Source organism: Streptomyces pseudoechinosporeus (assembly GCF_054783935.1).
This window is the reverse complement of the sequence record NZ_BAAGPS010000042.1, coordinates 1-26,564: the sequence shown is the minus strand read 5'-3', so window position 1 is coordinate 26,564 and position 26,564 is coordinate 1. Positions and strand designations below refer to the sequence as shown.

Here is a 26,564-nt window from a genome sequence, read left to right as displayed (position 1 = left end):
GAGGGCGGTATGTGAGTGCACAGGTGACGACAAATCACCTGTGCACTCACATACCGCCCTCTCAGACGGCCCGCGCGCACAGGGCCGTGCGCGGACCGTCGGCAGACCGCGACTACGCCCTCGAGACGCGGTCGCCAGTCACGCGCGCGTCGCTGCCGCTCACGACCCGACCTTGGGGGCGGGAAGCTCCGCCGCCATGGTTTCCAGGCGCTTGGCCCGCCGCAGTCGCTGCTTCCTCGGATCCGCGACGGGAGCCGCCATCTGCAGCTTGCGTGTGTAGGGGTGCTCGGGGGACGTCGCGATGTCGCGCGCCTTGCCGATCTCGACAATGTGCCCCTGATGGAGGACGGCGATCCGGTCGCTCACCTCGTTGACGACGCCGAGGTCGTGGCTGATGAACAGGTAGGCCACACCTGTCTCGCGCTGGATGTCCTTCAGCAGCGTGAGGACCCGGGCCTGCGTGGTCACGTCCAGGGCGCTGGTGGGTTCGTCGCAGATGATGACCGTGGGGTCGAGGGCGAGCGCCCTGGCGATGGCGATCCGCTGCCGCTGTCCGCCGGAGAACTCCCGAGGGGATCTGCGGCCGGAGTCGGCGGGGAGGCCGACGGCGTCGAGCAGTTCCCGTACGCGCGTGCGTCCGTCTCGGGAGCCGGTGGCCAGGAGGGGTTCGACCAGGATGTCCTCGATCGACATCGACGGATTCAGCGAGGAGTACGGGTCCTGGAACACCACCTGGATGTCCCGGGCGACCCTGCGCCGGCGGGCCCGTGGGATGTTGCTGATGGTCTCGCCCCGGAACGAGATGGAGCCCTCCGTCACCGGCGCGAGCCCGAGGATCGCGCGGCCGATCGTCGTCTTTCCCGATCCGGACTCGCCCACCAGGCTGAGCGTCTCCCCGGTGTTGAGGTCGAAGGAGACGCCGTCGATGACGGTGGCGCCGGTGGCCCGGCGTCCGCCGTAGCGTACGACCAGGTCTTCGACCTTCAGAACCGTCTCTGCCACGTCACACCTCCGCGATTTCGACACGGCGTGCCGACGAGAGCAGTTCCTGCGTGTACGTCTCGTCGGGCGCCTCGAAGAGAGAGTCCACGTCGCTCCGCTCCACGATGTGCCCGTCCTTCATCACGCTGACGGTGTCGCAGAGGTCTGCCACGACGCCGAGGTTGTGGGTCACCAGGATCATCGCGAGGCCTCGCTCGTCACGCAGTTCTCTTAACAGCTCAAGCACCTCTGCCTGCACGGTCACGTCCAGAGCGGTGGTCGGCTCGTCCGCGACGATCAGGTCCGGGCCGGAGGCGACCGCACCGCAGATGAGTACGCGCTGTGCCATGCCGCCGGAGATCTCGTGCGGGTACTGGCGGAAAACCCTCTCCGGGTCCTTGATGCCGACCCGCGCGAGCAGGGCGAGCAACTCACGTTCGGCTTCGCGTTTCGTCACGGTCCTGACCGCGCGCAGGCCCTGGGTGAGCTGTGCCCCGATCGTGAAGCAGGGGTCCAGATTCGACATCGGCTCCTGCGGCACGTACGCGATGCGCCGGCCGCGTGCCTGGCGCATGTGCTGCTCGCTCGCCAGCAGATCCTCGCCGTCGAGAAGGACACGCCCCCCGAGAATGACCGCCTCGCGGGGCAGGATGCCCAGCGTCGAGAACGCGATCTGCGACTTGCCCGATCCGGACTCGCCCACCAGACCGTGGATCTCGCCGGGGCGGACATCCAGGTCGACGCCGTGGACGACCTCGCGTATGCCGTTCTCACCGTCCGGGTAGCCGATGCGCAGGTCCCGTATCGACAGAACCGCATCCGTCGCGGGGGCAGGCCCTTCCGCGAGTGCGGCAGCGCTCTCCTCGCGAACCCGCCGGGCCGTCTCTCGGAGCAGGCGCGCCGAGGGTGCCGGGCGGTGCTCCGAGGACTGGAGCACGTCACGCAGGGCGTTGCCGAGCAGCACGAGGGCCAGGATGGTCAGGCTGATGAGGAGGGCCGGCCAGGCCACTGCGGCCTTGCTGGTGTAGATGTTGCTGAAGGAGTCCTGCAGCACCGTGCCCCAGGATGCCGTGGCGGGATCACCGAGCCCCAGGAAGCTCACGCCGGCCTCGATGCCGATGCCCGCGGCGACGACGAACGAGCTGTGGATGATGACAGGGGCGCGGACCGCCCAGAGCACGTGACGACCGACGATACGCAGGTCGGAGAGACCGACCACCTTCGCCGCATCGATGAAGAGCTCGCTTCGGACACCCACCACGACGGACTTGACCAGTCGGAAGTAGGACGGTGCGACGAGGAGGCCGAAGACGATCATCGCGACGACGATGTTGGGGCCCGTCCTGGCGTAGAGCGCGAAGAGGAGCAGGACCCCGGGCAACGTCATGACGACGTCGGAGACCCAGTTGGAGACGGCTTCGACCCTGCCTCGGTAGTAGCCGGCGACGAGGCCGCTCGTCACTCCGATCACGACCGAGACGGCCAGGAGGAGCACGCAGGCCAGTGCCGTCTGCCGCGTACCCCACATCAGCCGCGACAGGATGTCCCGGCCCGACGCGTCCCCGCCCAGGAGGTGACCTGAACTGAACGGCGGCGCGTTCACTGCCGACAGCTCCGAGGCGTTGGGGTCCACCGGCGCCAGCCAGGGGCTGCTCAGCCCCAGGATCAGGACGACGAGCAGGAAGGCCAGACAGCATGCGGCCATCGGGTCGCTCACGAGCCGGCGAAGCACGGACCGTCCTTTGGCCGTCGATTCCGTCTGCAGCCCGACGGCCGGGGAGAACTCGGGCACGCTCATCGCGTCCTCGCTTTCGGATTGAGTGCCGCGTTCGCGAGGTCACCCAGCAGATTGACGATGAGGACGATGACGATGGCCACGACGAGGATTCCCATCACCACCGGCACGTCGCCCTGTTGGGATGCCTGGTTGCCGGCCTCCCCCAGCCCGGGGAGCGCGAAGATCTGCTCGACGAAGACCGCGCCGCCCAGGAGGGTCATGATCTGCAGGTTCAGGGCCATGAGCCCGGGGCCGCCGGCGTTGCGCAGAACATGGCGGAAGATGACCCGGGACTCGCTGATCCCGCGTGCCCGCAGGGTGCGGACGAAGTCCCGGGAGAGTGTGTCGATGACCGCTCCCCGGAACTGCGAGGCCGCGTTGGCGACCGATCCCGTCAGCAGAGCGAGCACCGGAAGCGTGACGGATTCGAGCCAGCCGGTGGGGCTCTGGTCCGGGGAGACGTATCCGGTCGCGGGGAAGATCCGGACCGAGATGGCGAACGCGAAGACCAGTCCGATCGCGATGATGAAGGGCGGGATCGCGGCCCCCAGCACAGCCAGGAACTGCACCACCCGGTCGATCCAGCCCCCGCGGACGGCGGCGGTGACACCGATGAGGACGCTGAGGACGGCCGTCAGGATGATCGCCAGGATGACCAGGGCGAGTGTCACCGGCACGCGGGAAGACAACAGGGACGTCACGGACTGTCCTGTGAAGAACGACTCGCCGAAGTCGCCGGTGACGGCCCCCTTGAGCCAGTCGCCGTACTGCACGAGCAGCGGCCGGTCGAGACCGAGGCGGGCCATTTCCAACTGGACGTCGGCATCCGTGACCTCCGTGGCCCGCACGCCCAGCACGGCCCGCGCGATCCCGCTCCCATTTCCATACATCAGCGCGAAAGTGGTGAAGCTGACGACGAGCAGGATGACCACCGCCCGCACAAGCTTCTTCAATACAGCACCGAACACTTGCGGCTCCCCTCGATCACGACCGGCCGCTCACTTGAAGTCGCGCAGAAGCGGGTTGAGGGCGTTGGGGTCAGTCGACTTGGGGATGCTGATCTTCGGGCTGTAGGCGTAGAACCCGTCCGGGTACACCATCGGGACGAACCATGCCTGGTCGATGATGTAGCGGTTGATCTCCTGCTGGATCGTGGCCAACTCCTGCCCGCTGCTGGTGAGCAGCTTGTCGTAGAGCTTCTGCACCGTCGGGTCGGGCTGGTGCATGACGTTCCAGATGCCGTCGGGCAGCAGATAGTCAGTGATGTCCTGAAGGGAATTGCTGTAGTTCCCCAGCGGCCACAGGGGCACCGGGTATTTACCGCTGAGCAGTTCCTCTATCGCGCTCGGGCCTGACAGCGTCTGCTGCTTGACCTTGATGTTGAGCTGGCCCAGCTGCTGCGCGACGACGGGCACCAGGTCCTCGAGGCCATGGCCGGCCATGACAGGGAAGGTGAGGGTGAAGCCCTTCTCGTATCCCGCCTCCTTCATCAGCTCCTTGGCCTTGGCGACGTTGTAGGGGTACGGGTCCTTGAGGTCCTTGATGTACGCCGCCGACCCCGGGCGGAAGATCTGGTGCGTCGGAGTGGCCCGCCCCTGGTAGAAGTCCTTCGCCATGGCTTCCTTGTCGAACACCATGTTCATGGCGCGGCGGACCCTCAGATCGCCGATGGCCGGGATCTTCTCGCCCTTGTGGTCCGTCAGGAGCAGACGTGTGGTGTTGCCGCGCATCGACAGGATCTTGAGGCCGGAGGACTTGGCCTCGTTGTACATCGAGTGCTGGATGAGGGTGCCGTCGATCTGCCCGGTCTTCAGGGCGTTGAGCGCTGCCGTCTGGTTCTTGATCACCTTGATGACGAGCTTCTTGTACGGATAGGACTTGCTGTCCCAGTAGGCCTCGTTCTTGACGAAGGTGTATGTCGAGCCGCTGGTCGTCGCCGCCTGGTCGAGCGTGTAGGGGCCGGAGCCGACGGGGGCCTTGTTCACCTTGCCCGAGGCCAGGTACTTCGGGCTCGCCAGCTTCGCAATGCCGCCCACGCCCACGATCCCGGGATCCGGCTCCTTGACGGTGGCCACCACGGTGCGGGCGTCTGGCGTGGTGACCTTGATATTGGCGAGGCGGGCGGCCTGGCCGCCGTGCGTTGCCTGGTACTCCCATCCCTTCTTGAAGGCTGTGGAGTCGACCGGGGTGCCGTCGGAGAATTTCATGCCGGAGCGCAGGTGGAACGTCACGCTGGTGTTGTCGGAGTTCACCTCCCAACTCGTCGCGGCGTCCGGGTGGGGCTTGCCCGTGGTGTCGAACCGCACCAGGGTCTGGTACACCGCATCGGCCGACCACCCCTGGTAGGACGGCTGGTTAGACGGATCCCAGCCCTGGATGTCGGCGGTCGCTGCCAGAACGAGCGTGTCCTTCTTGCCCCCCGGGCTCGACGCGGAGTTCGAATCGGTGCAGGCGCTGAGGGCTGCCAGGGAGGTCAGGGTCGTCGCCATGGTCAGTAATACGCGAGCAAGTCTTTTGGTTCGCCGCATGATCGGCTCCTTCGGACACGGCAGAGTTCGGCCGGATGCGGCCGTGAGTACTGGCGGAAACGTCTACGCCCGGGTTAAGCGTCTAAGGGGCGTACCGGCTTAAAATGCTCTCTGGAACGTTTCAAGTGGAGGCTAGGTAGCGGGCGAAGGTCGGTCAAGAGAGTGCGTCGTGATTGCGCGGTAACGGTTCCGTAACGCGCTCATGCTGCGGGGGTCAAAACGGCAGGTCAAAGCGCCTATAGCTTGGTTTCGTCGACAGCGGGCCTCTCGTATCGGCGCACTGGTGGGTGCCGAGCCGCGCGAAACGGTATGCCCCCTTCCGTCACGCGCAGGTCGTGGACCGTTCTAATAGTGGTGGAGGCGTGTGGAGATGCGAACCGACCGGCTCGCTCTCCCTGTCAGGGCAGCCGTCGGGCGGACTTACGTACCGGGGCCGCGCTCGTGCCACGCGGCATCAGCCGAGGGGACACGACGTAGTGCACGGGCTGGGTCCGGCCGTTCAGCCGCTCCAGCAGGAGCCGCGCGCTCATCTGGCCCGTGAGGTGGCCCGACTGGTCGACCGTCGTGAGGGACACACGGCCGATGGTCGAGGCGTAGATGTTGTCGTACCCGGCGATGGTGATGTCCTGAGGCACCCTCAAACCGCGCTCTTCTGCGGCGCGCAGGGCGCCGAGTGCGGCGATGTCCGCGCCGGCGAAGACGGCCGTCGGTGGCGTAGGCCTGGCCAGGGCTTCCAGGGCGGCCTGGTACCCGCCTGCTTCCGAGTACGTGGTCTCGATGACATCGGGCTCGAGGCCGTGCCTCTTCATGGCGTTGACGTAGCCGTCGCATCGCGCGGTGTGGGCCAGGATGAAGGGCCTCTTGAGGCGTCCCGCCGGATGACTGGTGTGCAGGATGCGCTTGTGGCCCAGGGCCACGAGGTGATCGACCATGAGACGCGCGCCGCCCTGGTCGTCGTCCACGACGGTGTCGTACTGGGCGGAGCCGCCGTGCCGTGCGATCACCAGGGTGGGCAGTCCCGATCCCAGTTTCTCCAGCCACGAGGTGGCCATCGCCGGCGCGATGACGATGAGCCCGTCCACCTGCCTGTCGGTGAGGGCTTCGATGCTTCTTTGCTGGCGCTCGGGGGAGAGGCCTCCGGCGACGAAGATCTCCTGGTACGGACTCGGCTCCAGCTCGTCGGCGATCCCTTCCGCGATCTCTGTCTGGAAGGGGGCCGAGAACTCGGTGAGCATGACGCCGATGGTGTACGAGCGTCCTCGCATCGCACGGGCGCCGGCCTGGGGCCGGTAACCCAGTTTCTCGATCGCCGCAACGACCTTGGCCTTCATCTGGGGGCGGACACCGGGGGCATCGCGGATCACGTTGGAGACGGTCGAAACCGAGACCCGCGCCTCCCGCGCCACGTCCTGAATCGTTGCACGGCGAACCCTGGAAGGCCGGGACCCGATGGTGCCATCGGCACGCACCGGCCTCGCCCGGCCACCACTGGAATCACGCAGGTCGTCCTGCGCACCAGGTTCAGCAGCGTCAGCTTCCACGGGCGCCATGCTACAGCCGCAGTGGCAGACCAAACCGCGCAGGTCGCGATGGAGCGGGGCACCGGCGCCTTCCTAAGCCGAACTCTCTATGGAACGATGCAAAGACTTATGGTCCCATCGAAGCGGCTCGGTCCAGCAGCGCGTCCCCACGACAACGCACACACCTGCCTCGGACCGTCCTCACCGGCGACTCCGGCAGTAACAAGAGGTAAGGACAGCATGAGCGAATTACCCTCCCTTCCGTCCGACTTCGTGTTCGGTGCCGCCACCGCCTCGTACCAGATCGAGGGCGCGGTCCATGAGGACGGCCGCGGGCCCTCCATCTGGGATACCTTCTCCCGCGAGCCGGGCCGGGTATTGCACGGCGCCACCGGTGACATGGCCTGCGACCACTACCACCGATACCCCGAGGACGTGGCGCTGCTGCGCGAGTTGGGCGTCGGCTCGTACCGCTTCTCCATCGCCTGGCCGCGCATCCAGCCGACCGGCTCGGGCCCGGTGAACCACAAGGGCCTGGACTTCTACTCCCGGCTGGTGGACGAACTGCTGGCCGCCGGCATCGAACCGGCCGCGACCCTCTACCACTGGGATCTGCCGCAGGCCCTGGAAGACCGTGGCGGCTGGCGGGTACGCGAGACCGCGGAACGGTTCGGCGAGTACGCGGCCCTGGTCGCCGACGCCCTGGCCGACCGGGTCCCCCGCTGGATCACCCTCAACGAGCCCTGGTGCAGCGCCTTTCTGGGGTATGCCGACGGCCATCACGCCCCCGGTGCGGCCGAAGGCACCCCAGCGCTGGCCGCCGCTCATCATTTGCTGATCGGTCACGGTCTGGCGATGCGGGCGCTGCGTACCGCCGGCGTCCGGGAGGCGGGCATCACGCTCAACCTCAGCCACGTGACCGCGGCCTCCGACTCCACCGCGGATCTCGCGGCCCTCGTACGTGCTGAGACCATGCAGAAGCTGATGTGGACCGAGCCGCTGCTGCGCGGGCGCTATCCATCCGCCGAAGAGGAGACGTGGGGTGAGCTGGTCACCCGGCAGACCTTCCGACAAGAGGGCGACCTGGAGCTGATCTCCGCACCGATGGACTTCCTCGGGATCAACTACTACACCCCGGCCGTGGTCCGTGACGCGCCCCATCGCCGGCCCGACCCGGCCCTGCGTACCGCGACGGACTGCCGCATCGAGCACGCCGACCTCCCGGGAATCCGGCGCACCGCGATGGGGTGGGCAGTAGTTCCCGACACTCTGCGCGAGCTGCTCGTCTCACTGCGTCACGAGTACGCGGACGCCCTTCCGCCCATCTACATCACCGAAAACGGCTCGGCGGAGGACGACGTGCTGTCCGCCGACGGCCAGATCCACGATCCCGAACGGATCGCCTACCTTCGCGACCACACGACAGCCGTCGCGAGGGCCGTCGCTGATGGAGTGGACGTACGCGGCTACTACGTCTGGTCGCTGCTCGACAACTACGAGTGGGCTTTCGGCTACGAAAAGCGTTTCGGGATCGTCCACGTCGACTACGACACCCTGCGGCGCACGCCTAAGGACAGCTACCGCTGGTACCAGCGGTTGATCGCGGCCAATGCCTGACCGCCGGATCGAGCGCTTCCCGTCGGGGCCGCACGCCTTTCGCTGTGGTGGCCCGAGAGACAGCACGGGTGGGCGGCACCTCCTGACAAAAGAAGCGCCGGTCTCCATACGTTCGGAGGGCAGTACGTCACTCGCCTCACCGACCTCCTGAGCAGCGGCAACACCCACTGGGGAAAACACCTGTGGGGCTCTCTTCCTCCGACCTCCGATTGCCGAGCCTGTGCGCACGGCGCCGATGGGAGTGTGCAATACCTTGACCAGCGAAATCCGGCGGGCCCTTGTCGTCCGTGGTGGTTGGGACGGGCATCAGCCCGTGACGATCAGCGACAGTTTCGTCCCGTTCCTCAAGGAGCAGGGCTTCACCGTCGAGACCTCCGAAGACCTCGCGGTGTACGACGACGCGGAGCGGCTCGCTGCCACCGATCTGGTCGTGCAGTGCTGGACGATGGGGACGATCACCCCGCAGCAGCGCGACAACCTGGCCGCCGCCGTCCGCGGCGGCACCGGACTCGCCGGCTGGCACGGCGGCATCGTGGACAGCTTCCACGACCACGGCTATCACCTGCTGACCGGCGGCAAGTTCGTGACGCACCCGCCCGGCTACCTCGACCACACCTACCAGCTGTCGCCCGAGCACGCGGACCACCCGATCATCGCGGGCCTGGACGACTTCGCGATCCACAGCGAGCAGTACTGGGTCCTGACCGATGCGCACATCGACGTCCTGGCCACGACCACGTTCCCCGCCGACGACCTGCACGACCGGCCCGCCGTCATGCCCGCGGTGTGGACCCGGACCCATGGCGCGGGACGCGTCTTCGTCTCGACCATCGGGCACAAGCCGGACGACTTCGACGTGCCGCAGGTGCGGACGCTGACCGAGAGGGGACTGCTGTGGGCGAGCCGGTGAAGCCTTTGAACATCGGGATGGTGGGTGCGGGCAAGATCAGTGGCGCCTATCTGTCGACCCTTCAGAAGCTGACGTCGGTGGGGCTGACTGCGGTCACCGACCTCGACCGGGCCCGTGCGCAGGCCGTCGCCGACCAGGTCGGATCGCAGGTCTCGGTGGCGGACTCGGTCGCGGACCTCGTCGCCCGTGACGACGTGGACGCGGTTTTGAATCTGACCATACCGGCCGCGCACGCCGAGGTCGCCCTGGCCGTACTCGCCGCCGGTAAGCACGTCTACGGCGAGAAGCCTCTCGCGACGAACCGCAAGGAGGCCGATGCCGTCCTGACCGCCGCCCGTGATGCGGGACTTCGGGTGGGCTGTGCCCCCGACACCGTGCTGGGCACCGGCACCCAGACCGCGCGCAAGGCGGTCGATGACGGACTGATCGGTCGTCCGGTGGCGGCGACGGCCTTCATGACGTACGCGGGGCCCGAGGTATGGCACCCGGACCCGGAGTTCTACTACCAGCCCGGGGGAGGCCCGCTGCTCGACATGGGCCCCTACTACCTCTCCGCCCTGGTGCACCTGCTGGGCCCGGTGGTGAAGGTGACCGGAGCCTCCTCGCGGCCGCGTGCCGAGCGGGTCATCGGCAGTGGTCCGCGGGCCGGGCAGTCCTTACCGGTCGAGATCGACACCCACATCACGGGTGTCCTGGAGCACGCGGACGGCGCCCTGTCGACGCTGGTGATGAGCTTCGACATCAAGGCCGCGCGCCTGCCGCGCATCGAGGTGCACGGCTCCGAGGCCTCGCTCTCCGTACCCGACCCGAACAACTTCGACGGGCCCGTCGAGATCCACCGCGGCGACGGCTGGGACGTCCTGCCGGTGTCCGCCGGTCACGCGGACACGGGCCGTGGCGCGGGGCTTGCCGACCTCGCCGAGGCCCTGGACGCCGGGCGCCCGCACCGCGCCTCGGCCGAACTCGCCGCGCACGTCCTGGACGTCATGCTCACCCTCATGGACGCCGCCGAACACGGCCGCGCCCTGCCGGTGACCAGCACCTGCGAGCGGCCCGCCCCGGTCATCGGCCTCTAGCCAGGTGTGCTGACCGGAGAGGTTGGTGACGCGGCCGGCTGGGGTCCGCGGAGGTGAGCGGCGGGGGCGGCTGGAGCGGTCGTGCATGCCCTCGGCGCCGTGCCGGCGGTAGCGGCCGGCCCACCGGCTGCGGTGCTGTGGCTGACCTGGAAGCGATCCGCAGCCCGCCGCGGGGGCCGGCCGTCATCGACGACACACCGGGCCAGACACAGCCCGCAGGTCGGTGTCAGCAGGGCATTACGGTGGGACAACGAGGGCCTCCTGGGTGCCGGTTGTAGATGTCGTCATCCACACCGAACCCAGGGGCCCTCGGCTCTTTCAACGCCGCTCAAGCATGTCGCCTGTCACCAATGCCCCAGGACAGCACACTTAGAACGTGATGACGTGGGTTCCCGGTTCCAGGACGACGGGTTCGCCCACGCGGAACTCGCATTCGGTGTCCGCCGGCACGACGACCTCATAGCGAACGGTGCCGTCTTCGCGTCGCCACGACGAGGACGCGAGGCCGTAGGGAGTCTCGAGCGTCGCTCGTGCCCAGTCCAGCCGGTTGTCGATGACCGGTTCCACGGCGAAGCGCTCGTAGCCGGGGTGCGATTCGAGCGGACGCAGGCCGGCCACGTACCGGTGCAGGAACTCGATGACCGCTCCCTTGCTGTAGTGGTTGAGCGAGCCGCTCGGTGTGCCCTTGGCGTCGATGCCGTCCCAGTGCTCCCAGATGGTGGTGGCACCGCGGTCGATCATCGTCAGCCACGAGGGTGAGGTGTCCTGGAAGAGCAGGTCGAACGCGACATCGGCACGGCCGTTGTCCGCGAGTACCGGCAGCAGCATCCCGGTGGACAGGAAGCCCGTCGACAGGTGTGTGCCATCGGCCCGGATCAGTTCGACGAGGTGCTCGACCGCTGGCGGCACGAGGTGCTCGGGGATCAGGCCGAACCGCAGGGCTCTGACGTAGGTTGCCTGGCTGTCCCGCGCCAGTCGGCCGTCGGCGCCGATGAATTCGGTGGCCCAGGCGTGCTCGACGTTCGCCGCGAGCTCGGTCCAGCGTGCCGCGTCCTCCGTCTTGCCCAGTACCTCCGCGGTCTTGGCGAGCAGACGGGCGGAGTGGGCGAAGTAGGCGGTGGCGACGATCGAATGCTCACCCTCGAAGAGGGCGATCTCGACTCCGGGCTCCAGCCATTCCCCCCAATGGAACCCGGTGTCCCAGAGGAACTGCTCGTGTTCGGGTGCCTCGGGATTCGCCTCGATCCGCTCCGGCGCTCGCGCCGTACGCGCGGTCGTCTCGACGAACTCCAACCACGCGACGGCCGACGGGTACTGCCGCGCCAACACCTCGCGATCCCGATACGACTGCCACATCTGCCACGGTACGGAAACCGCCGCATCGCCCCACCCCGACGAACCCTCGACGCCCCCGACCGCCGCCTCCGGAGACGGGACGTAGTTCCTGACCATGCCGTTCGGCACCTGGTCTGAGGCCAGATCCTTCAGCCACTTGTCGGTGAACCCGGCGATGTCGTCGAGGAAGGCCGCCGTCGACACGAAGACCTGATAGTCGCCCGTCCACCCCGCCCGCTCACGCTGGGGGCAGTCGGTCGGCACGTCGCACGCATTGGTCCGCCAGCTGCGCACCGCGGCCTCGTGCAGCAGTTTGATGCGGCGGTCACTGCAATGGAAGGTGCCGGTAGGGCGCAGATCCGTGCGGACTTCGACGCCGTGGAGGTCGGCCGTGCCGAGAGGTCCCGGCAGTCCGTCGACGGCCACGTACTGGAACCCGTGGGTCGTGTGGCGCGGTTCGAAGGCCTGGCCGTCGCCGGCGGAGACCACCAAGTCGATCTGGTTGAACGGGCTCGGAGTGGGACTGTCCGCGTCGGGACGCAGGTGGTCGGTCGTGACATCACCGTCGGCGTCGAGGGCCTCGCCATGGGTCAGCACGATCTCCGCCCCGGGACCTGCCTCGTCAAGGTGGATCCAGCCGTTGGTGTTCTCCCCGAGGTCGACGATGTGCCGCCCGCCCTCGAGCGTCGTCACCGACACCGGCGTGATCGACCGGACGCGGCGAACCGGAGGTGCCGGGGTCGCGCACAGGCGGCTCCAGTCGGCGCACAGCGGATCCGTCGGCTCGAGCACCGGCTGCCAGTCGCGGCGATCCCAGCGGAAGCCGCCCGCCCGCTGCACCACGCGCTGTCCGTCGAGCAGGTCGGCCTCCGTGGAGTCGGAGATGGTGGAGCCCCAGCCGAGGCCGGTACCGACGACGGTCGTGGAACCGTCGGTGTGGATGACTTCGAACTGGGCGAGGAACGCCGTGCGGTCACCGAAGTTGTCGTAGGTACGGCCGTAGCCGAACAGGCCGCGGTACCACCCGTCGGAAAGGAATGCGTCCAGATCGTTCGCGCCTTCGTGCAGCACGGCGGTCAGGTCGTAGGTCTGCACCTGAAGGTTCGACCGGTAGGCGGTGAAGCCCGGGGTGAGCTCCTGGTCGCCGATCCGCTGACCGTTGACCACCAGTTCATAGATGCCGGGCTGTGACGTAGGCCCGGGCCAAGGCGATCGGCCCGGGCAGTTCGACATTCGAGTGCAGGGCGTAGACGGGTCGATGACCGGGCTCGGGCACGTCCTGCTCATGGGGCCGGATCCAGGAGGCCGACCAGTCGCTCCGCTGCAGCAGCCCCATCTCCCAGAACGCCGGCGCCGACCAGTCGCTCTCGCCGAGATCGGTCCACACGCGCACCCGCCACTCGACGCGTCCGCGGGCGGACGGCTCAGGGCCCGTGTACGGGACCAGAACGCGCTCGGCGGATCGCACGACGCCGGTCGACCAGTCGCCCGCCTCTATCTCGTACGCCGTCTGACGCGTGGCACCGACGGGCAACTGCCACGACAGACGTGGGCGGGCGACATCCGTTCCCAGAACGGCGTCATCAAGGTGCTCGAAACGCAGCCGGTGCGGTGCGTCGGTCGTTGTCTGCTCATTCATAAGGGCCTCCGTCGATCGGACAAGGTGCTCGGGCACGCAGAAGGTCGGGACGACAGGCTTCTGTAACGTTCCAGGCAAGGCTAGGCAGTGGGGCCGAGAGTGGTCAATGAGATGCGCTGGTGTTGCGAGGTAACGCTTCGCTGAGGACCAGGGTCGTGAGCGTCGAATGGCCAGTTCACGACACTTGTTAGCCGGAGCTTGTCGAGAGAAGGAGCCTGCGGCAGCTCCGCCCCCACGGTGGACTCGGCCACCAGTGCCTTCCTAAGTCGAGGCGCTTATGGAACGATACAAACGATCGGACCCCCTTCGACGCCGCTCATTCCGAGAGCTCGTAAGGGTGATTCCATCGGACAACGCGTACACCCCCGTCCCGGATCCCACCCAGCTGCCGAGAAGTCTGGAGACCTGCATGGTTGTGGCTGCCGCTCCCCGCGCACCTCGATTCGAGCACCACACGGACGGTTCTCCCGTGCTCGGCGTGGGGACTGGTACCCCCCGCTTGTCGTGGACGGTTCCGCAGGCCGACGAGGGCTACGAGCAGACGGCGTACGAGGTCGAGATCAGTCGGGACGGCAACCGCGAGAGATACCGGGTGGACAGCGGCGAGCAGGTGCTGGTGCCCTGGCCGGCCGAGCCGCTCGCGTCCCGGGAGTCCGCCAGGGTGTGGATCCGCGTCGCGCACAAGGAGGAGTGGAGCGAGTGGGGAGCGCCGGCCGTAGTGGAGGCCGGTCTCCTCGACGTCTCCGACTGGTCCGGGGCCTTCGTGAGCCCGACCGGTGTCGGTGATCTGCACGCACCCGCGCCGGTGCTGAGCGGCTCGCTGGACGTACCGGGCGAGGTGGTCAAGGCCCGGCTGTACGCCACCGCCCACGGCCTCTACGTCGCCACGCTCAACGGCCGCCGCGTCGGCGACCTCGTCCTGACGCCGGGCTGGACCGCCTACCAGCACCGGCTGCGCTACCAGACGTACGACGTCACGGACCTGGTCCGCAGCGGACGCAACGAGCTGGACTTCCTGCTGGGCAACGGCTGGTATCGAGGCCGGCTCGGGTTCCAGGGCGAGCGCGCGCTCTACGGCGACCGACTCGCGCTGCTGGCGCAGTTGGAGGTCACGACCGCTGACGGCCGCGTGCACGTCCTCGCCACCGACGGCACGTGGACAGCGCGCGAGAGCGAGGTACTCGCCGACGATCTCTACGACGGCCAGCGCACCGACCTACGGCGGCAGGACGCAGGCCGGCGCCCGGCCACCGGCGGAGTCGAAGTGACCGAGGGCGACTCCACGCGCCTCGTGGCGTCGGACGGGCCCGGCGTGCGGGTCAGCTCTCTGCTCTCGCCCGAGCGGGTGTGGACCTCACCGTCGGGCCGGACGCTGGTCGACTTCGGCCAGATCGCCGTGGGTTGGGTGCGGTTGCGCGTCCGCGGTCTCGCGCCGGGCAGCGAGGTCGTCGTACGGCACGCGGAGGTCCTGGAGGAAGGGGAACTCGGCACCCGTCCGCTGCGCACGGCCAAGGCAACTGACAGTTACCTCGTCACGGGCACCGACGGGGAAGTCCTCGAACCGTCCCTGACGTTCCACGGCTTCCGGTACGCGGAGGTGTCCGGCGTGCCGGGCCTGCGCGGTGAGGACATCGAGGCGGTGGTGATCGGGTCGGACCTGCGGCGCACGGGCTGGTTCAACTCCTCGCACGACCTGCTCAACCGGTTCCACGAGAACGTGGTCCGCAGCATGCGCGGCAACTTCGTCGACGTACCCACCGACTGCCCTCAGCGGGACGAACGGCTCGGCTGGACCGGCGACATCCAGGTGTTCGCGCCGACGGCGGCCTTCCTGTTCGACACCGCGGGCTTCCTCGGATCGTGGCTCGCCGACCTGGCGGCCGAACAGCAGCCCGACGGATCCGTCCCGTTCGTGGTGCCGGACGTGCTGCGCACCCCGTCCCCCAGTGCGGCAGCCTGGGGCGACGCCGCGACGGTGGTGCCGTGGGTGCTGTACCAACGCACCGGTGACCGCGGCGTGTTGGAGCGGCAGCTGCCGAGCATGTGCGGCTGGGTGAAGCGGATGACCGAACTCGCTGGCCCCGACCGGCTGTGGACGAGCGGCTTCCAGTTCGGCGACTGGCTGGACCCCACCGCGCCGCCGGAGGACCCCTACCGAGCCAAGGCCGATCCCGACGTGGTCGCCACCGCACATTTGGCCCGCTCGGCCGAGATCGTGGCCGAGGCGGCCCGAGTGGTGGGCCGGAGCGACGTGGCGGACCACCACGCAGCCCTGGCGGCCGAGGTCCGCGAGGCTTTCGCCCGTGCCTTCGTCACGCCCGCCGGCCGTGTCCTGTCCGACGCGCAGACCGTCTACGCCCTGGCCATCGAGTGGGCACTGCTGCCCGGCGAGGAGCAGCGCAAGGAGGCCGGACGGCGGCTGGCGGACCTCGTACGCACCGGCGGTTTCCGCATCGGCACCGGGTTCGTGGGCACCCCGCTGGTGACCGACGCACTGACCTCGACCGGACATGCCGACGTCGCCTACCGCCTGCTGCTGCAGACGGGCTGCCCCTCATGGCTCTACCCGGTGACCATGGGCGCGACCACGATCTGGGAGCGCTGGGACAGCATGCTGCCCGACGGCAGCATCAACCCCGGCGAGATGACCTCCTTCAACCACTACGCGCTCGGCGCGGTCGCGGACTGGCTGCACCGGCGGGTCGCCGGCCTCGCCCCCGCCGCGCCCGGCTACCGCGTGATCACCATCCACCCCGTGCCGTCCGCCGCGCTGACCTCCGCCTCGGCCCGCCACCTGACTCCGTACGGTGAAGCCCGCGTGGCCTGGACACGGGCCGACGGCCGTTTCCGCCTGGAGGCGCGGGTTCCCGTCGGGACCACCGCGCAGGTGTGGCTGCCCGGCGCCGACGCACACGAGACCGTCGCACACGGCGAACACCGCTGGGAGTTGCCCGACCCGTTCTCGACCTCCTCCGAGCCGCGTACGCCGGTCACCGTCCGCGATGTGCTCGACGAACCGGCGACCTGGTCCGCGGTAGTCGCTGCGGCTGTCCGGACCGGTGTGGCCGGTGGCGAGGCGGAGGCGGCCCGTCAGCTCGCCGCGCACCTCGACGCGCCCGCAACGGATCTCGCTCGCGCCCTCGCACCGCAGGAGTTCTCACCGGGCGCAGGTGCCTTCCAGCATGAGGTCGACGCCATCCTGGGGTCGCTCTCCGCCTGACATGCCGCCGATCCGGCACATGCCATGCAGCGCCGACCGTAAGGACGAACTCTGACCGTGTCCGAGGACGAGCAGCACGACGGCCTAAGCTGCACGGACTCCGTCCTCGGCGACAAGACAGGCGCCCTCCGGCACCGCGACGGCGTGCTCCACATGATCGTCTTGGTGAGGGACAGTCCAGGGGGCTGAGTCGTGTTCACGGCGAACGACCCGGTGGGCCCTAGAGGCCGTCTCCATCGACTACTTGGTGAGCACCGCGGTGCGCCGGGACCAAGAGCCCTCGGCGGCGGCGCTGAGCAGGAACTCGGCGACATCGGCCCGGGAGATCCTGGGCACGCCGGGCAGGCGGTCGAGCTGCTTCAGGTCGATGGCCTGGACGGTCGTGGCCGGCTTGTTGGTCAGCAGCACCGGGTAGACGAGCGTCCAGTCCAGGGCGGAGGCGGTGAGGATGCGCTCGCCTGAGGCCTTGTCGGCGAAGTTCGCCTTGCCGCCCTTGAAGAGGAACCGGAGGATCCTGGAGGCCTTTGCCAGGGACTCGCCGACGCCGAACGCCGACATGATCACCACTCGCTTGGTGCCGCTGGCCTCGGCAGCCTGAACGAGCGCTCGGGTGCTGTCGGTGATCAGGTTCGCCGGATCCTTGGCCTTGCCGATCCCGAGGGTGCTGACCACCGCGTCCACGCCGCGCGTGGCCTCGGCCAGCGCATCGGCGTCGCGGACGTCACCAGCGACCGCGGTCACCCGCTCGCGCTGGGCGAGCTTGGCCGGGTCGCGTACGAAGGCGACCACCTCGTGTCCGGCGGCGGTGGCCGCGTCCGTGAAGAGGCCGCCGGTCGCGCCGGTGGCGCCCAGGAGGAGAAATCTCATTGCAGTCGGTCCTTTCAGCAAGCCTCGACGGCTCTCGTTTTGCGAATCTGGTCGCGCGGCGCGGCGCGGGGATCGGCTCCCGCTCGTGGGGCATATCCGGGCAGCTACATCCGCTGCCGACGGAAGGTGCTCCGCACAGCTGGGTACGTCGTGTGCGGTCAGCGCCCTGCCCCGGCGGAGGCCTCGGCTTCCGCCCATTCCTTGAGAGGCTGGTTCATCCGCTCGAAGTTCTCCAACGTGCGGTCGATGATGCTGCTCATCACGGGTACCAGCAGCCCCGAGAACCTCTCGTCCTGGATCACCCGCGTCCCGCCGTTGTGCGGGCTGAGAGCGAAGCCGTGGTCGCCGCCGAAGAGGCCCGGAACGGGCAGCCCGCCGGCCCAGCGGAGTTCGATGCCCTCCGTCACGGCTGTCACCCGCGCTTTGAAGTTGACCGGGCGGCCCTTGGCGGGCTGCGTCCGAAGGGCCAGCGTGGCCCCGACCCGAACCTCTCCGGTCACCTCGCGGACGTACGGATTCCAGTCCGGGTAGCGGGCGAAGTCGGTCAGGACCTCCCACACGTGCCCGGGGTTCGCGTCGATGTCGACGTACGTGCTGATCTCTCGCATTGCCACTCCCTGCTGGTCGCGCCGACGACGACTCGCTCGTCCGGGAGCGCACACCGATCTTGCTACACGATAGTAAAACTGAAACTCAGTAGCAAGTTAGGGCATGACAATCAGTATCGATGATCAGTGTTGAACGTGGGTTGGATTGCCGGGTGATCGCATCAGCGCGTACCAGCACCAGAGAGATCGCACGGCCGCGATCCAGTCCGAAGTCGCTCAGATCGCCCTCGGCCTGTTCGGTCGTGACGGCTTCGACCGAGTCACCGTCAACGACCTCGCCACCGCGGCCGACGTGTCACGCAGTACATTCCTGCGCTACTTCGCCAGCAAGGAGGAGGCCGTCCTTGGCGGCTTCGACGACCAAGGCCAACACGTCGCCGACGCCCTGTGGGGCCGCCCCGCTGACGAGCACGACTGGACCGCCCTGCGATGCGCTCTGGACACCCCCATCGCGTTCTACCGCCAGGACCCGGCCGGCTTTCTCACGATGGCCCGCCTCGTCCAGGACACCCCTGCTCTCTGCGCCTGACAGTTGGAGAAGCAGTCCGGCTGGCAGCCCCTGCTCGCGGCCACCCTCGCGGAACGTCACGAGGCCACCGGCGATCCCGGCCTGTGTCCCGCCGTCCTCGCGGCAGCCGCCCTCGACTGCCTCACATCGCCGTCAACCGGTGGACCGCCAGCGACGGCACCCTCGACCTCGAACCCCTCGTCGACGAAGCATTCGCGGTCTTCACACCGCGACAACCGCTACGTCAAACGATCGCGATGCCGATGTGAGGGGACCCTCCGGCGGCCGGTCGGAGACAGGGAGAGGGAAGAACGAGCGGAGCATGCGCACGACTGTGCCCTCGGCGTCCCGCTGAACAGGTCGCAATCTCCCGGCCATCTGGGGGCGGCGCAGGACGACAGTTACCGAGAGTTGCGCGTCCCGGCGTCCCAGAGTCGTTAGGCGCATCACGGGCCCGCTTGGCGATCGCTTCCACCGTCAGGCTGACGAACCGTCTACCCGGTCTTGTTCGTAGACGCGATCAACGTGAAGATCCGCGACCAGCAGGTCGCCAACCGTCCGATCTACCTGGTCATGGCGGTGACCGTGGAGGGCGAGCGGGACATCCTCGGTTCTTGGCCGGAGACGGCGGCGAGGGGGCGAAGTGCTGGCTGCAGGTGTTCACCGAGTTGAAGAACCGCGGCCTCGAGGAAGCGCTGATGCTGGTCTGCAACGGACTGAAGGGCCTGCCCGACGCGGTGGAGACGGTCTGACCTCGAACGATTGCCCAGACGTGCATTGTCCACCTCATGCGCAACTCGTTCCGCTACGCGGCCCGCCAAGACTGGGACAAACTCGCCAAGGTCCTCAGGCCCGTCTACACCGCCCCCACGGCGGAGGCGGCCGAGGAACGGTTCTTGGAGTTCACCGAGGCCTGGGGAAAGAAGTACCCGGCGATCGTGAAGCTGTGGTCGGACGCCTGGGCCGAGTTCGTCCCCTTCCTCGCCTACGACGTGGAGATCCGCAAGGTCATCTGCTCGACGAACGCGATCGAGTCGGTCAACGCTCGCATCTGCAAGGCCGTGCGGGCCCGCGGGCACTTCCCGACCGAAGCCGCAGCCCTCAAATGCGTCTACCTCGCGCTGATGAGCCTGGACCCAACTGGCAAGGGCCGACGCAGGTGGACCATGCGCTGGAAGGCGCCGCTCAACGCCTTCCAGATCGCCTTCGATGGCCGCCTGAACCCGAGCAACCGCTGACCACCGCAACAACCAAGATCAGCCGTTAAGTTGGCCCTCCCGCCCGGGATTCTCTCTGTGCCGTCGTCTGGCTAAGTATCTTCCCTATGCCTCATCGCGTGGAGTGCGTGGCGATCCCTGAGCCTGCCGCAAAGCGCTCCTAGCGCGTGGCTTTTGGAGTGTGTGCCTCAAATGGCCGCCGCTGAAATATGATCCATGGTCAGGGACGGCGCCCACCAGGGGAGTTCCGGGGCGAGGATGCCGCGCGAATGCTGACTTTTTGCTGACCTGGGACGTGCCGCGTAGCCCTGACCTGGGGAAACTCCAGATGACAGTTTGATGATGTTCTTCGTCACCGTCATGGCGGGCCTGCTGTACGGGCTCCTCGGCGTGCTGCACCCGGGGCTGCTGGGGCTGCGCCTTGCCGAGACCGCGGCCGGTGCGCTCGGTGCCGCCCTCGCCGTCGCGCTGATCCTGCCGGTCACCACGCACACGGTGACCGATCGCTGGGTGGCCCGGGCCGTACACGCCGTACACGACTGCACCTCGGCGGCGGCCCGGCGCCTCGCCGGTGACCTGAGCGCCGATCCCGCGCCGCGGGCCGCGGAGCTGGAGGCGCTGCTCGGCCGGGTCCGGTTCGCGCTCGCCCCGCTGGTCCACCCGCTCAACCCGATGCGGGCCCGCAAGGCCAGGGCCCGTCAGGTGCTCGCGCTCCTCGATGACTGCGCCCGCGAGGTACGCGGCCTCACGGTCGTCGCCGCCGACCCCGACGCCTCGCACGACGCCGGCCTCACCGCCGCCTGCGGACGCGTCGAGGCGGCGATCGAGGTGCTGGTCGGTGCAGTGCCGGAGCATGCGGTGGCGGCGGCCGCGGGCGTACCGGGCGTGGGGGTGCCGGGCCACGACCCGGGAGCCGAGCAGGCCCTCGCCCACCTGCACGGCCTGGAGCGGGCGCTTGCCGCGCTGGCCACGCCGCTGCGGGGCTCCTCGACTGTGGGGGCGTGAACACGAGCCAGGCCGTGTGCCGCACAGGCGGGCGGTTTGGTCCAGGCCTCTGATCGTCGGCTGCTGCGTTGCCCCGTCAGCACGACACCGAGAGGGGACGGCAGTGGCAGGCGGCGACAGGCGGGAACGGCGGGCGTTCATCGGCTTGTGCACGGCGGCCGGGGTATTCGGTGTCCTCACCGCGCCCCTGGACGAGGACAGCGGCGACCCGGACACCGGCATCCCGCGCCGCGGCGGCTCCCATCGAGGTGTCGGCGGCGTCGTGCCTGCACTTCCCCGGACCCGCTCAGGTCCTACCGCCGGGCCATACGAAGGCGGACACGTCGAAGGGCCCGCTCCTGCGAGAGGAGCGAGCCCTTCGACGTACGGGTGTGCGAGGGTCAGCGGACCGGTGCGCCCTGCGGCTGCTGTGGGGCGATGCCCAGTGCCGTCGTGTACTTGGAGAGCGCGAGCTTGCCGATCGCCGGGTACGCGCCGAGCCCCTCGGCGGCGGAGCAACCCGCCTCCTTCGCGGCAGCGTCGAGCAGCGTCGAGTCGAGCTCGGGGCCGACCAGGTACGGCGCGAGCGCCAGCTGCTGGGAGCCCGAAGAACGCAGCTGCTCGGCGGTGGACGCGATAGCGCCCTCCTCGTCGAGCGCCGCCGCCATCACCGGCACGGCGAGGCGGGCGGCGAGCAGCATGCCGGTGATCCCGGCCGCCTGCACGGCCTCCTCGCCGCCCACGGACGCCAGGATGATGCCGTCCGCGGCGGTCGCCACGGTGAACAGGCGGGCGCGGTCTGCGCGCGCCAGACCCGCCTCGGACAGCCGTACGTGCAGTGCCTCGGCGAGCAGCGGGTGCGGGCCGAGCACATCGGTCAGCTCGGCCGCGACACGGCTCTCCATGACGGCCTGGCGGATACGGCGCAGCAGCGCGTTGTCCGGACCGGCGAGCAGCGGTACGACGACGGCGACGGGGCCGTCCGGCTCCCTGACGTCCACACCGGCGGCACGGGCCTGCTCGAAGCGGGCGGTGCGCTCCTCGGCGGTGTGCACGAGCACCGACTGAAGCGTGGGGAACTCCGAGTCGTCACCGTCGAGGTACGCGATCCGGGCATCGAGGCCGGGGAGCTCGGAGCGTGCGATGCTCACGACCTCGTCGGCGAGGCTGCGGACGGCGCCGCTGGGCGTGCCGGGCACCGCGAGGACGAGCGCGGGCGCGCCCTCGGGAGCCGCCAGCGGCTCCGGACGGCGGTGCCGCCCGGGCTGGCGGGGTCGCGGCATTCGTACTGGCAGGCCGGACGCGGGCCCAGTGGGGGAGCTCATGGCGCCGCATGTTACTGGTTTCTTGGGCTCCCCTGTTCGGGGAGGGTGCAGGTGAACGGTATACGTCCGCTTTTGTCTGATGAGTTACGTACGGATTGATCTCTTTGCGTACGTACGGATCATGGTGCGGGGGTCTCGCCTGCGGGGGCCTCGGGCGCGGGAGTCTCCGCGATCACGTACAGCATGTCCTCCTCGCGCGGCAGCGTCAGCCGGTCCTCGGCCAGGTCGACGGCGATGCGTACGGCCCCGGCGAGCGGATCGCCCGCGGCCGGAACCTGCCGCGCGTACGGCAGCCGGTCCGTCAGAGCGGCACGCAGGGGTACGAGAAGAGGGGCGCCCATCTTGAACAGTCCACCCGTGAAGGCGACTTGGATCTCACCGGAGGCCTCACCCTCGGTGGGACAGACCGCGCGGGCCGCGTCGGCGATGTGCCGGGCGGCCCCGGCCAGGATGTCCGCGGCCACCGGGTCGCTGTCGGCGCAGGCCGCCACCTCGGGTGCGAAGGACGCGAGCATGGCGGGGCGGTCGGTGCGCGGGTAGAGCTGCCCCGGCCAGGTGCCGGCCGGGCCGAACATCACCTCGCCGCGCGCCAGGAGCCGGGCCGAGCCCCCGGAACGTCCGTCGTGCGCGCGCAGGGCCGCGTCGAGTCCGGCTCGCCCGATCCATGCCCCGCCGCCGTTGTCGCCCAGCAGATGGCCCCAGCCGTCCGCTCTGCGCCAGCTCGTCAGATCCGTGCCGATCGCGATCAGACCAGTGCCGGCAGCGACCACCGCACCCGGTCGCTGCCCCAGTGCGCCCACATACGCGGTGACCCCGTCGGCGGCCAACGCGAGCCTGCGCACGCCGAGTTCGCGGGCCAGCGCGGACGGCAGGTCGGCGCGCAGGGCGTCACCCAGTGAGGTGTAACCCGCCGCCCCGACGGTGACGGCGCGAAGCGTGGCGATGCCCGCGTCCGCCATCAACTGCCGGGCCATCGGCACCAGTTGCTCCACCAGATGCCCGGCGTCGATGCCGCGCGGCCCCGTGCGCACCGGCTCCTTGGACTTCAGCGGAGCCGTGCCCTGGTCCTCCCGGCCACCCCTGACCGCCAGTACGGCACGCAGTCCCGACCCCCCGGAGTCCACACCCAGCACCCCCGACAGCTCGCCGGGACCGGTCATGGCAGCCGCCAGTCCACGGGTTGGCCGCCCTGACGGACCAGCAGTTCGTTGGCCCGGCTGAACGGGCGCGAACCGAAGAAGCCCCGGTCCGCCGACATCGGCGACGGATGCGCCGATTCCACCGACGGCAGGTCACCGAGCAGCGGCCGGAGGTTACGGGTGTCACGCCCCCACAGGATCGACACCAGCGGCTTACCGCGCGCGGCCAGCGCCCGGATGGCCTGCTCGGTGACCTCCTCCCAGCCCTTGCCCCGGTGCGCGGCGGGACGGCGCGGGGCTGTGGTGAGCGCCCTGTTGAGCAGCAGCACGCCCTGCTCGGTCCAGGGCGTCAGATCCCCATTGGACGGCTGCGGCAGCCCCAAGTCGCTGCTGAGCTCCCGGTAGATGTTGATGAGGCTGCCGGGCAGCGGCCGCACCTCGGGCGCGACCGAGAACGACAGCCCCACCGCATGTGCGGGAGTTTCGGGATCTGGGTATCGGCGACGAGAGGCTGGCGAGGCGTGATGACCGTGGCGGAGTGGCTTGATCACTGGATGCAACAGGCTCCCCTCCTTCCCGGTGACCGGCTGCGCGATCTGCTGGACCGGCTCGATGACCTCGATGAGGAGGAAGAGTAGCGCCGAGGGCGGCGTGCGTGTGTGGGGGCTTCTGTGTTTGTGCGGGACCCCGGTTGTGTGTCGGTAGGGTGACGTGCTGTGGCACCACGACCCTTGCATGAACTTGTTGAAGCGGGCTGGGCGAAGGCTCTGGAGCCGGTGGCCGGACGTATCGCGGCGATGGGGGACTTCCTGCGGGCCGAGATCGCGGCCGGCCGGACGTATCTTCCGTCCGGGGCGAATGTCCTGCGGGCCTTCCGGCAGCCGTTCGACGACGTCCGCGTGTTGATCGTCGGGCAGGATCCCTATCCCACGCCGGGGATGGCCATCGGGCTGAGTTTCGCGGTGGCGCCCGAGGTGCGTTCGTTGCCGGGCAGTCTGGAGAACATCTTCCGGGAACTGCATACGGACTTGGGGCTGCCCAGGCCGTCCAATGGGGATCTGACGCCCTGGACCGAGCAGGGCGTGCTGCTGCTGAACAGGGCGCTCACCACAGCCCCGCGCCGTCCCGCCGCGCACCGGGGCAAGGGCTGGGAGGAGGTCACCGAGCAGGCCATCCGGGCGCTGGCCGCGCGCGGTAAGCCGCTGGTGTCGATCCTGTGGGGGCGTGACGCGCGGAATCTGCGGCCGTTGCTGGGGGATCTTCCGGCGATCGAGTCGGCGCATCCGTCGCCGATGTCGGCGGACCGCGGGTTTTTCGGTTCGCGCCCGTTCAGCCGGGCCAATGACCTGCTGGTGCGGCAGGGTGCCGAGCCGGTGGACTGGCGCCTGCCGTAGGTCATGGTGACGGCGGCCTCTTGCCTGGTGTGCCGGGCTCTTGTCGGGCGTGGGTCACGACTCTCGTTGAGCGAGAGTCATCACCGACCGCGTCTCAGAAGGGGTGTCGATCTGTGCTCGATGACGCATTACGTGGAGTGCGTGGCCATCCTTGAACCGGGGGCTAAGGGGTCCTGACCTGTGGTTTAGTGCGCGTGGTTTAGTGTGTGCGCATTATGTACGATGTGGGCGTTACAGGCGATATCTTGATGCTCGTGACGCTCATTTGATGCTCGTTGATCTTGCTCGCTGGCAGTGAGTCAGGTCGCTGGGTGGACAGGTCGGCGACCCAGGGCGGCTTCGCCGCCCGCCGTGGGACTGGCAAGTCGAAGGTGCCAGAGCGCGGGTGACCTTGGAACCGATCTATTTGCGCGTCAGAACCCCGCTGAGACTCGAACGGAGCGGCACTTGTCGAGGTTTTCGGGGAATTTGTCGGCTGCGGTTGGCAGGGCTGAGGTGTCGGTTCCTTGCCACTCGTCAGCTTGAGCCTGGACGACTTCGTCATGAAGTCCTCTACCAGGTGGCCCTGACCTGCGGCAATGTGGTCGATCAGGTCTCTGACCTGCGCTGATCCTTCTTTCGCGTTCTTTCAGGCTCGTGCCCGGTTAGACAGTCGATTCTCCCCACGCGCTCCCCACAGCCGCCCATACTCCCCAGATTCTCCCCAGGGGAGTCGGGGGAGAGGCTCGGTGCGCCCTGGTGTTCGCGCTTGTGGAGCGGGCGCGGCAGGTACGGTGCGTAATTTCCGGATGCCTCAGGGCGGCGAAGACCGGGGATGAAGCCAGCGACGTGCTGACAGCGATCACTCTGGCGATGTTCTGGGACGTGCCGGTCCGACTGAAGGGAAGAAGGTGTTGCCCCGTGCTCTGCGGCGCTGGGCGTTCGTGGTGCCGGGGTCGGAGGAGCGGGAGCTGCCGGTGGAGGACCGGCTGGTGCTGCTGGGGGTGCCCCCTCTGGGGGAGGGTGGCGAGGCGTCCCGGCCGTTGATCGACCTGCAGGATCCGATCCTGGCCCGTGACGTGCTGGAGGCGCTGCGCCGCAAACTGGACGGCACTGAGGCGGCGTTGGAGACGATGCGCCGCAAGCACAAGGTGCTGGTGCATGCCCTGTACTACGCCGTTGAACGTGGTGAGTTGGGCAGTCATCCGCTGAAGCGGATCCGCTGGCGGGTGCCCAAGCCGGCGGTGGCGGTGGATCCGCGGGTGGTGGCCAACCCGTACCAGGCGCGGGATCTGCTGAGTGCCGTCTCCTACGTGGGTGGCTACCGGAGGGCCCGTGGCCGTCGGCTGGTCGGCTTCTTCGCCGGCCTGTACTACGCGGGGCTGCGCCCGGAGGAGGCGGTCGCGGTGGCGCTGCCGGACTGCCGCCTGCCCAGCACCGGTTGGGGGGCGGTTGATCCTGCACCGCACCCTGCCGCAGGCGGGCAAACGGTGGACCGACACCAGCCGGTACCACGACGAGCGCGGGCGGAAGAACCGCCCGCCGGGAGAAACGCGGGTGGTGCCGCTGCCGCCGCATCTGGTGGCCCTGTGGCGCGAGCACGTCGCCACGTTCGGCACGGCCGACGACGGCCGGCTGTTCTTCACCGAACAGGGCCGGGTCATCAGCTACACCACCTACCACCGGGTCTGGCACGAGACCCGCGACCTCGCCCTGCCGCCCGCGCTCACCAGCACCCCGCTCGCGAAGCGCCCGTACGACCTGCGGCACTCGGCTCTGTCTACGTGGCTGTGCGCAGGCGCGGACCCGGTCGAGGTCGCCCAACGGGCCGGCAACAGCGTCGAGGTCCTCCTGTCCCGGTACGCGAAGTGTCTCTATGATCCGGTCACGGCCACCAGCAGGATCGTCATCCTGGGCGGCACCCTGCTCGTCCTCGCGCT

18 protein-coding genes and 4 pseudogenes are annotated in these 26,564 nt (G+C 68.9%); 9 read left to right on the top strand and 13 right to left on the bottom strand.

From position 1 onward, the window contains the following. Nucleotides 1-159: 159 nt before the first annotated feature. The 5 genes from ACYVO6_RS32995 to ACYVO6_RS32975 form a co-directional block, all read right to left on the bottom strand. On the bottom strand, nt 160-1,002 hold the full coding sequence (locus ACYVO6_RS32995; protein ID WP_461067633.1) for an ABC transporter ATP-binding protein: 843 nt from the start codon (nt 1,000-1,002) through the stop codon (nt 160-162). Between the two features lies 1 nt (nt 1,003). Then, entirely contained in the window at nt 1,004-2,779 is a 1,776-nt protein-coding gene (locus ACYVO6_RS32990) for a dipeptide/oligopeptide/nickel ABC transporter permease/ATP-binding protein (RefSeq protein WP_461067631.1), read from the bottom strand. Further along, nucleotides 2,776-3,711 carry an ABC transporter permease gene (locus ACYVO6_RS32985; protein WP_461067629.1) on the bottom strand — a complete coding sequence of 312 codons (936 nt, stop codon included), beginning with the start codon at nt 3,709-3,711 and terminating at the stop codon, nt 2,776-2,778. The genes ACYVO6_RS32990 and ACYVO6_RS32985 overlap by 4 nt, the downstream gene beginning before the upstream one ends. A 45-nt stretch (nt 3,712-3,756) precedes the next feature. Continuing rightward, nucleotides 3,757-5,286 carry an ABC transporter substrate-binding protein gene (locus ACYVO6_RS32980; protein WP_461067627.1) on the bottom strand — a complete coding sequence of 510 codons (1,530 nt, stop codon included), beginning with the start codon at nt 5,284-5,286 and terminating at the stop codon, nt 3,757-3,759. A 398-nt stretch (nt 5,287-5,684) separates the two neighbouring features. Continuing rightward, nucleotides 5,685-6,692: a LacI family DNA-binding transcriptional regulator gene (locus ACYVO6_RS32975; RefSeq protein WP_461067625.1), complete on the bottom strand. Its 1,008-nt coding sequence runs from the start codon at nt 6,690-6,692 to the stop codon at nt 5,685-5,687. A 354-nt stretch (nt 6,693-7,046) separates the two neighbouring features. Here ACYVO6_RS32975 and ACYVO6_RS32970 point away from each other — a divergent pair, with 354 nt between their 5' ends. The 3 genes from ACYVO6_RS32970 to ACYVO6_RS32960 all read left to right on the top strand — a co-directional run bounded on the left by ACYVO6_RS32970 (nt 7,047) and on the right by ACYVO6_RS32960 (nt 10,409). Then, nucleotides 7,047-8,423: a GH1 family beta-glucosidase gene (locus tag ACYVO6_RS32970; RefSeq protein WP_461067623.1), complete on the top strand. Its 1,377-nt coding sequence runs from the start codon at nt 7,047-7,049 to the stop codon at nt 8,421-8,423. Between the two features lie 235 nt (nt 8,424-8,658). Next, nucleotides 8,659-9,333 carry a ThuA domain-containing protein gene (locus tag ACYVO6_RS32965; RefSeq protein WP_461067621.1) on the top strand — a complete coding sequence of 225 codons (675 nt, stop codon included), beginning with the start codon at nt 8,659-8,661 and terminating at the stop codon, nt 9,331-9,333. Then, nucleotides 9,318-10,409, top strand: coding sequence for a Gfo/Idh/MocA family protein (locus ACYVO6_RS32960; RefSeq protein ID WP_461067619.1), 1,092 nt, complete (start codon nt 9,318-9,320; stop codon nt 10,407-10,409). The genes ACYVO6_RS32965 and ACYVO6_RS32960 overlap by 16 nt, the downstream gene beginning before the upstream one ends. Before the next feature lie 39 nt (nt 10,410-10,448). Here the strand turns inward: ACYVO6_RS32960 and ACYVO6_RS32955 are convergent. From ACYVO6_RS32955 to ACYVO6_RS32945, 3 genes and pseudogenes are all read right to left on the bottom strand, one after another. Next, nucleotides 10,449-10,660 (bottom strand): annotated as a pseudogene (locus tag ACYVO6_RS32955) (leucine zipper domain-containing protein); the annotation flags it as partial. Nucleotides 10,661-10,778: 118 nt separating this feature from the next. Next, nucleotides 10,779-12,911: a family 78 glycoside hydrolase catalytic domain gene (locus ACYVO6_RS32950; protein WP_461067617.1), complete on the bottom strand. Its 2,133-nt coding sequence runs from the start codon at nt 12,909-12,911 to the stop codon at nt 10,779-10,781. A gap of 4 nt (nt 12,912-12,915) precedes the next feature. Next, nucleotides 12,916-13,383 carry a glycoside hydrolase family 78 protein gene (locus ACYVO6_RS32945; protein ID WP_461067615.1) on the bottom strand — a complete coding sequence of 156 codons (468 nt, stop codon included), beginning with the start codon at nt 13,381-13,383 and terminating at the stop codon, nt 12,916-12,918. Nucleotides 13,384-13,792: 409 nt separating this feature from the next. Here ACYVO6_RS32945 and ACYVO6_RS32940 point away from each other — a divergent pair, with 409 nt between their 5' ends. Further along, a complete protein-coding gene (locus ACYVO6_RS32940; protein ID WP_461067613.1) occupies nt 13,793-16,603 on the top strand; it encodes a family 78 glycoside hydrolase catalytic domain in 2,811 nt (936 codons plus the stop codon). A gap of 240 nt (nt 16,604-16,843) precedes the next feature. Here ACYVO6_RS32940 and ACYVO6_RS32935 read toward each other — a convergent pair whose 3' ends face one another. Both ACYVO6_RS32935 and ACYVO6_RS32930 read right to left on the bottom strand, forming a co-directional pair. After that, on the bottom strand, nt 16,844-17,470 hold the full coding sequence (locus ACYVO6_RS32935; protein WP_461067611.1) for an NAD(P)-dependent oxidoreductase: 627 nt from the start codon (nt 17,468-17,470) through the stop codon (nt 16,844-16,846). 158 nt (nt 17,471-17,628) lie between these two features. Next, entirely contained in the window at nt 17,629-18,078 is a 450-nt protein-coding gene (locus ACYVO6_RS32930; RefSeq protein WP_461067609.1) for an SRPBCC family protein, read from the bottom strand. Between the two features lie 145 nt (nt 18,079-18,223). On the opposite strand from ACYVO6_RS32930, the gene ACYVO6_RS32925 reads away from it, so the two are divergent. From ACYVO6_RS32925 to ACYVO6_RS32915, 3 genes and pseudogenes are all read left to right on the top strand, one after another. Beyond that, nucleotides 18,224-18,607 (top strand): TetR family transcriptional regulator, encoded by a 384-nt coding sequence (locus ACYVO6_RS32925; RefSeq protein ID WP_461067607.1) that lies wholly within the window; start codon nt 18,224-18,226, stop codon nt 18,605-18,607. Between the two features lie 471 nt (nt 18,608-19,078). Then, a pseudogene (locus tag ACYVO6_RS32920) lies at nt 19,079-19,824 on the top strand (IS256 family transposase); the annotation flags it as partial. 312 nt (nt 19,825-20,136) lie between these two features. After that, nucleotides 20,137-20,808, top strand: a pseudogene (locus ACYVO6_RS32915) (FUSC family protein); the annotation flags it as partial. Nucleotides 20,809-21,188: 380 nt separating this feature from the next. Here ACYVO6_RS32915 and ACYVO6_RS32910 read toward each other — a convergent pair. From ACYVO6_RS32910 to ACYVO6_RS32900, 3 genes are all read right to left on the bottom strand, one after another. Then, nucleotides 21,189-22,112: a sirohydrochlorin chelatase gene (locus ACYVO6_RS32910; protein ID WP_461067605.1), complete on the bottom strand. Its 924-nt coding sequence runs from the start codon at nt 22,110-22,112 to the stop codon at nt 21,189-21,191. A gap of 119 nt (nt 22,113-22,231) precedes the next feature. Continuing rightward, nucleotides 22,232-23,272 carry an N-acetylglucosamine kinase gene (locus ACYVO6_RS32905; protein ID WP_461067603.1) on the bottom strand — a complete coding sequence of 347 codons (1,041 nt, stop codon included), beginning with the start codon at nt 23,270-23,272 and terminating at the stop codon, nt 22,232-22,234. Next, nucleotides 23,269-23,874 carry a uracil-DNA glycosylase gene (locus ACYVO6_RS32900; protein ID WP_461067635.1) on the bottom strand — a complete coding sequence of 202 codons (606 nt, stop codon included), beginning with the start codon at nt 23,872-23,874 and terminating at the stop codon, nt 23,269-23,271. The genes ACYVO6_RS32905 and ACYVO6_RS32900 overlap by 4 nt, the downstream gene beginning before the upstream one ends. A 93-nt stretch (nt 23,875-23,967) precedes the next feature. Here ACYVO6_RS32900 and ACYVO6_RS32895 point away from each other — a divergent pair, with 93 nt between their 5' ends. Further along, nucleotides 23,968-24,645 carry a uracil-DNA glycosylase gene (locus ACYVO6_RS32895; protein ID WP_461067601.1) on the top strand — a complete coding sequence of 226 codons (678 nt, stop codon included), beginning with the start codon at nt 23,968-23,970 and terminating at the stop codon, nt 24,643-24,645. Nucleotides 24,646-26,076: 1,431 nt separating this feature from the next. Next, nucleotides 26,077-26,564, top strand: a pseudogene (locus ACYVO6_RS32890) (site-specific integrase); the annotation flags it as partial.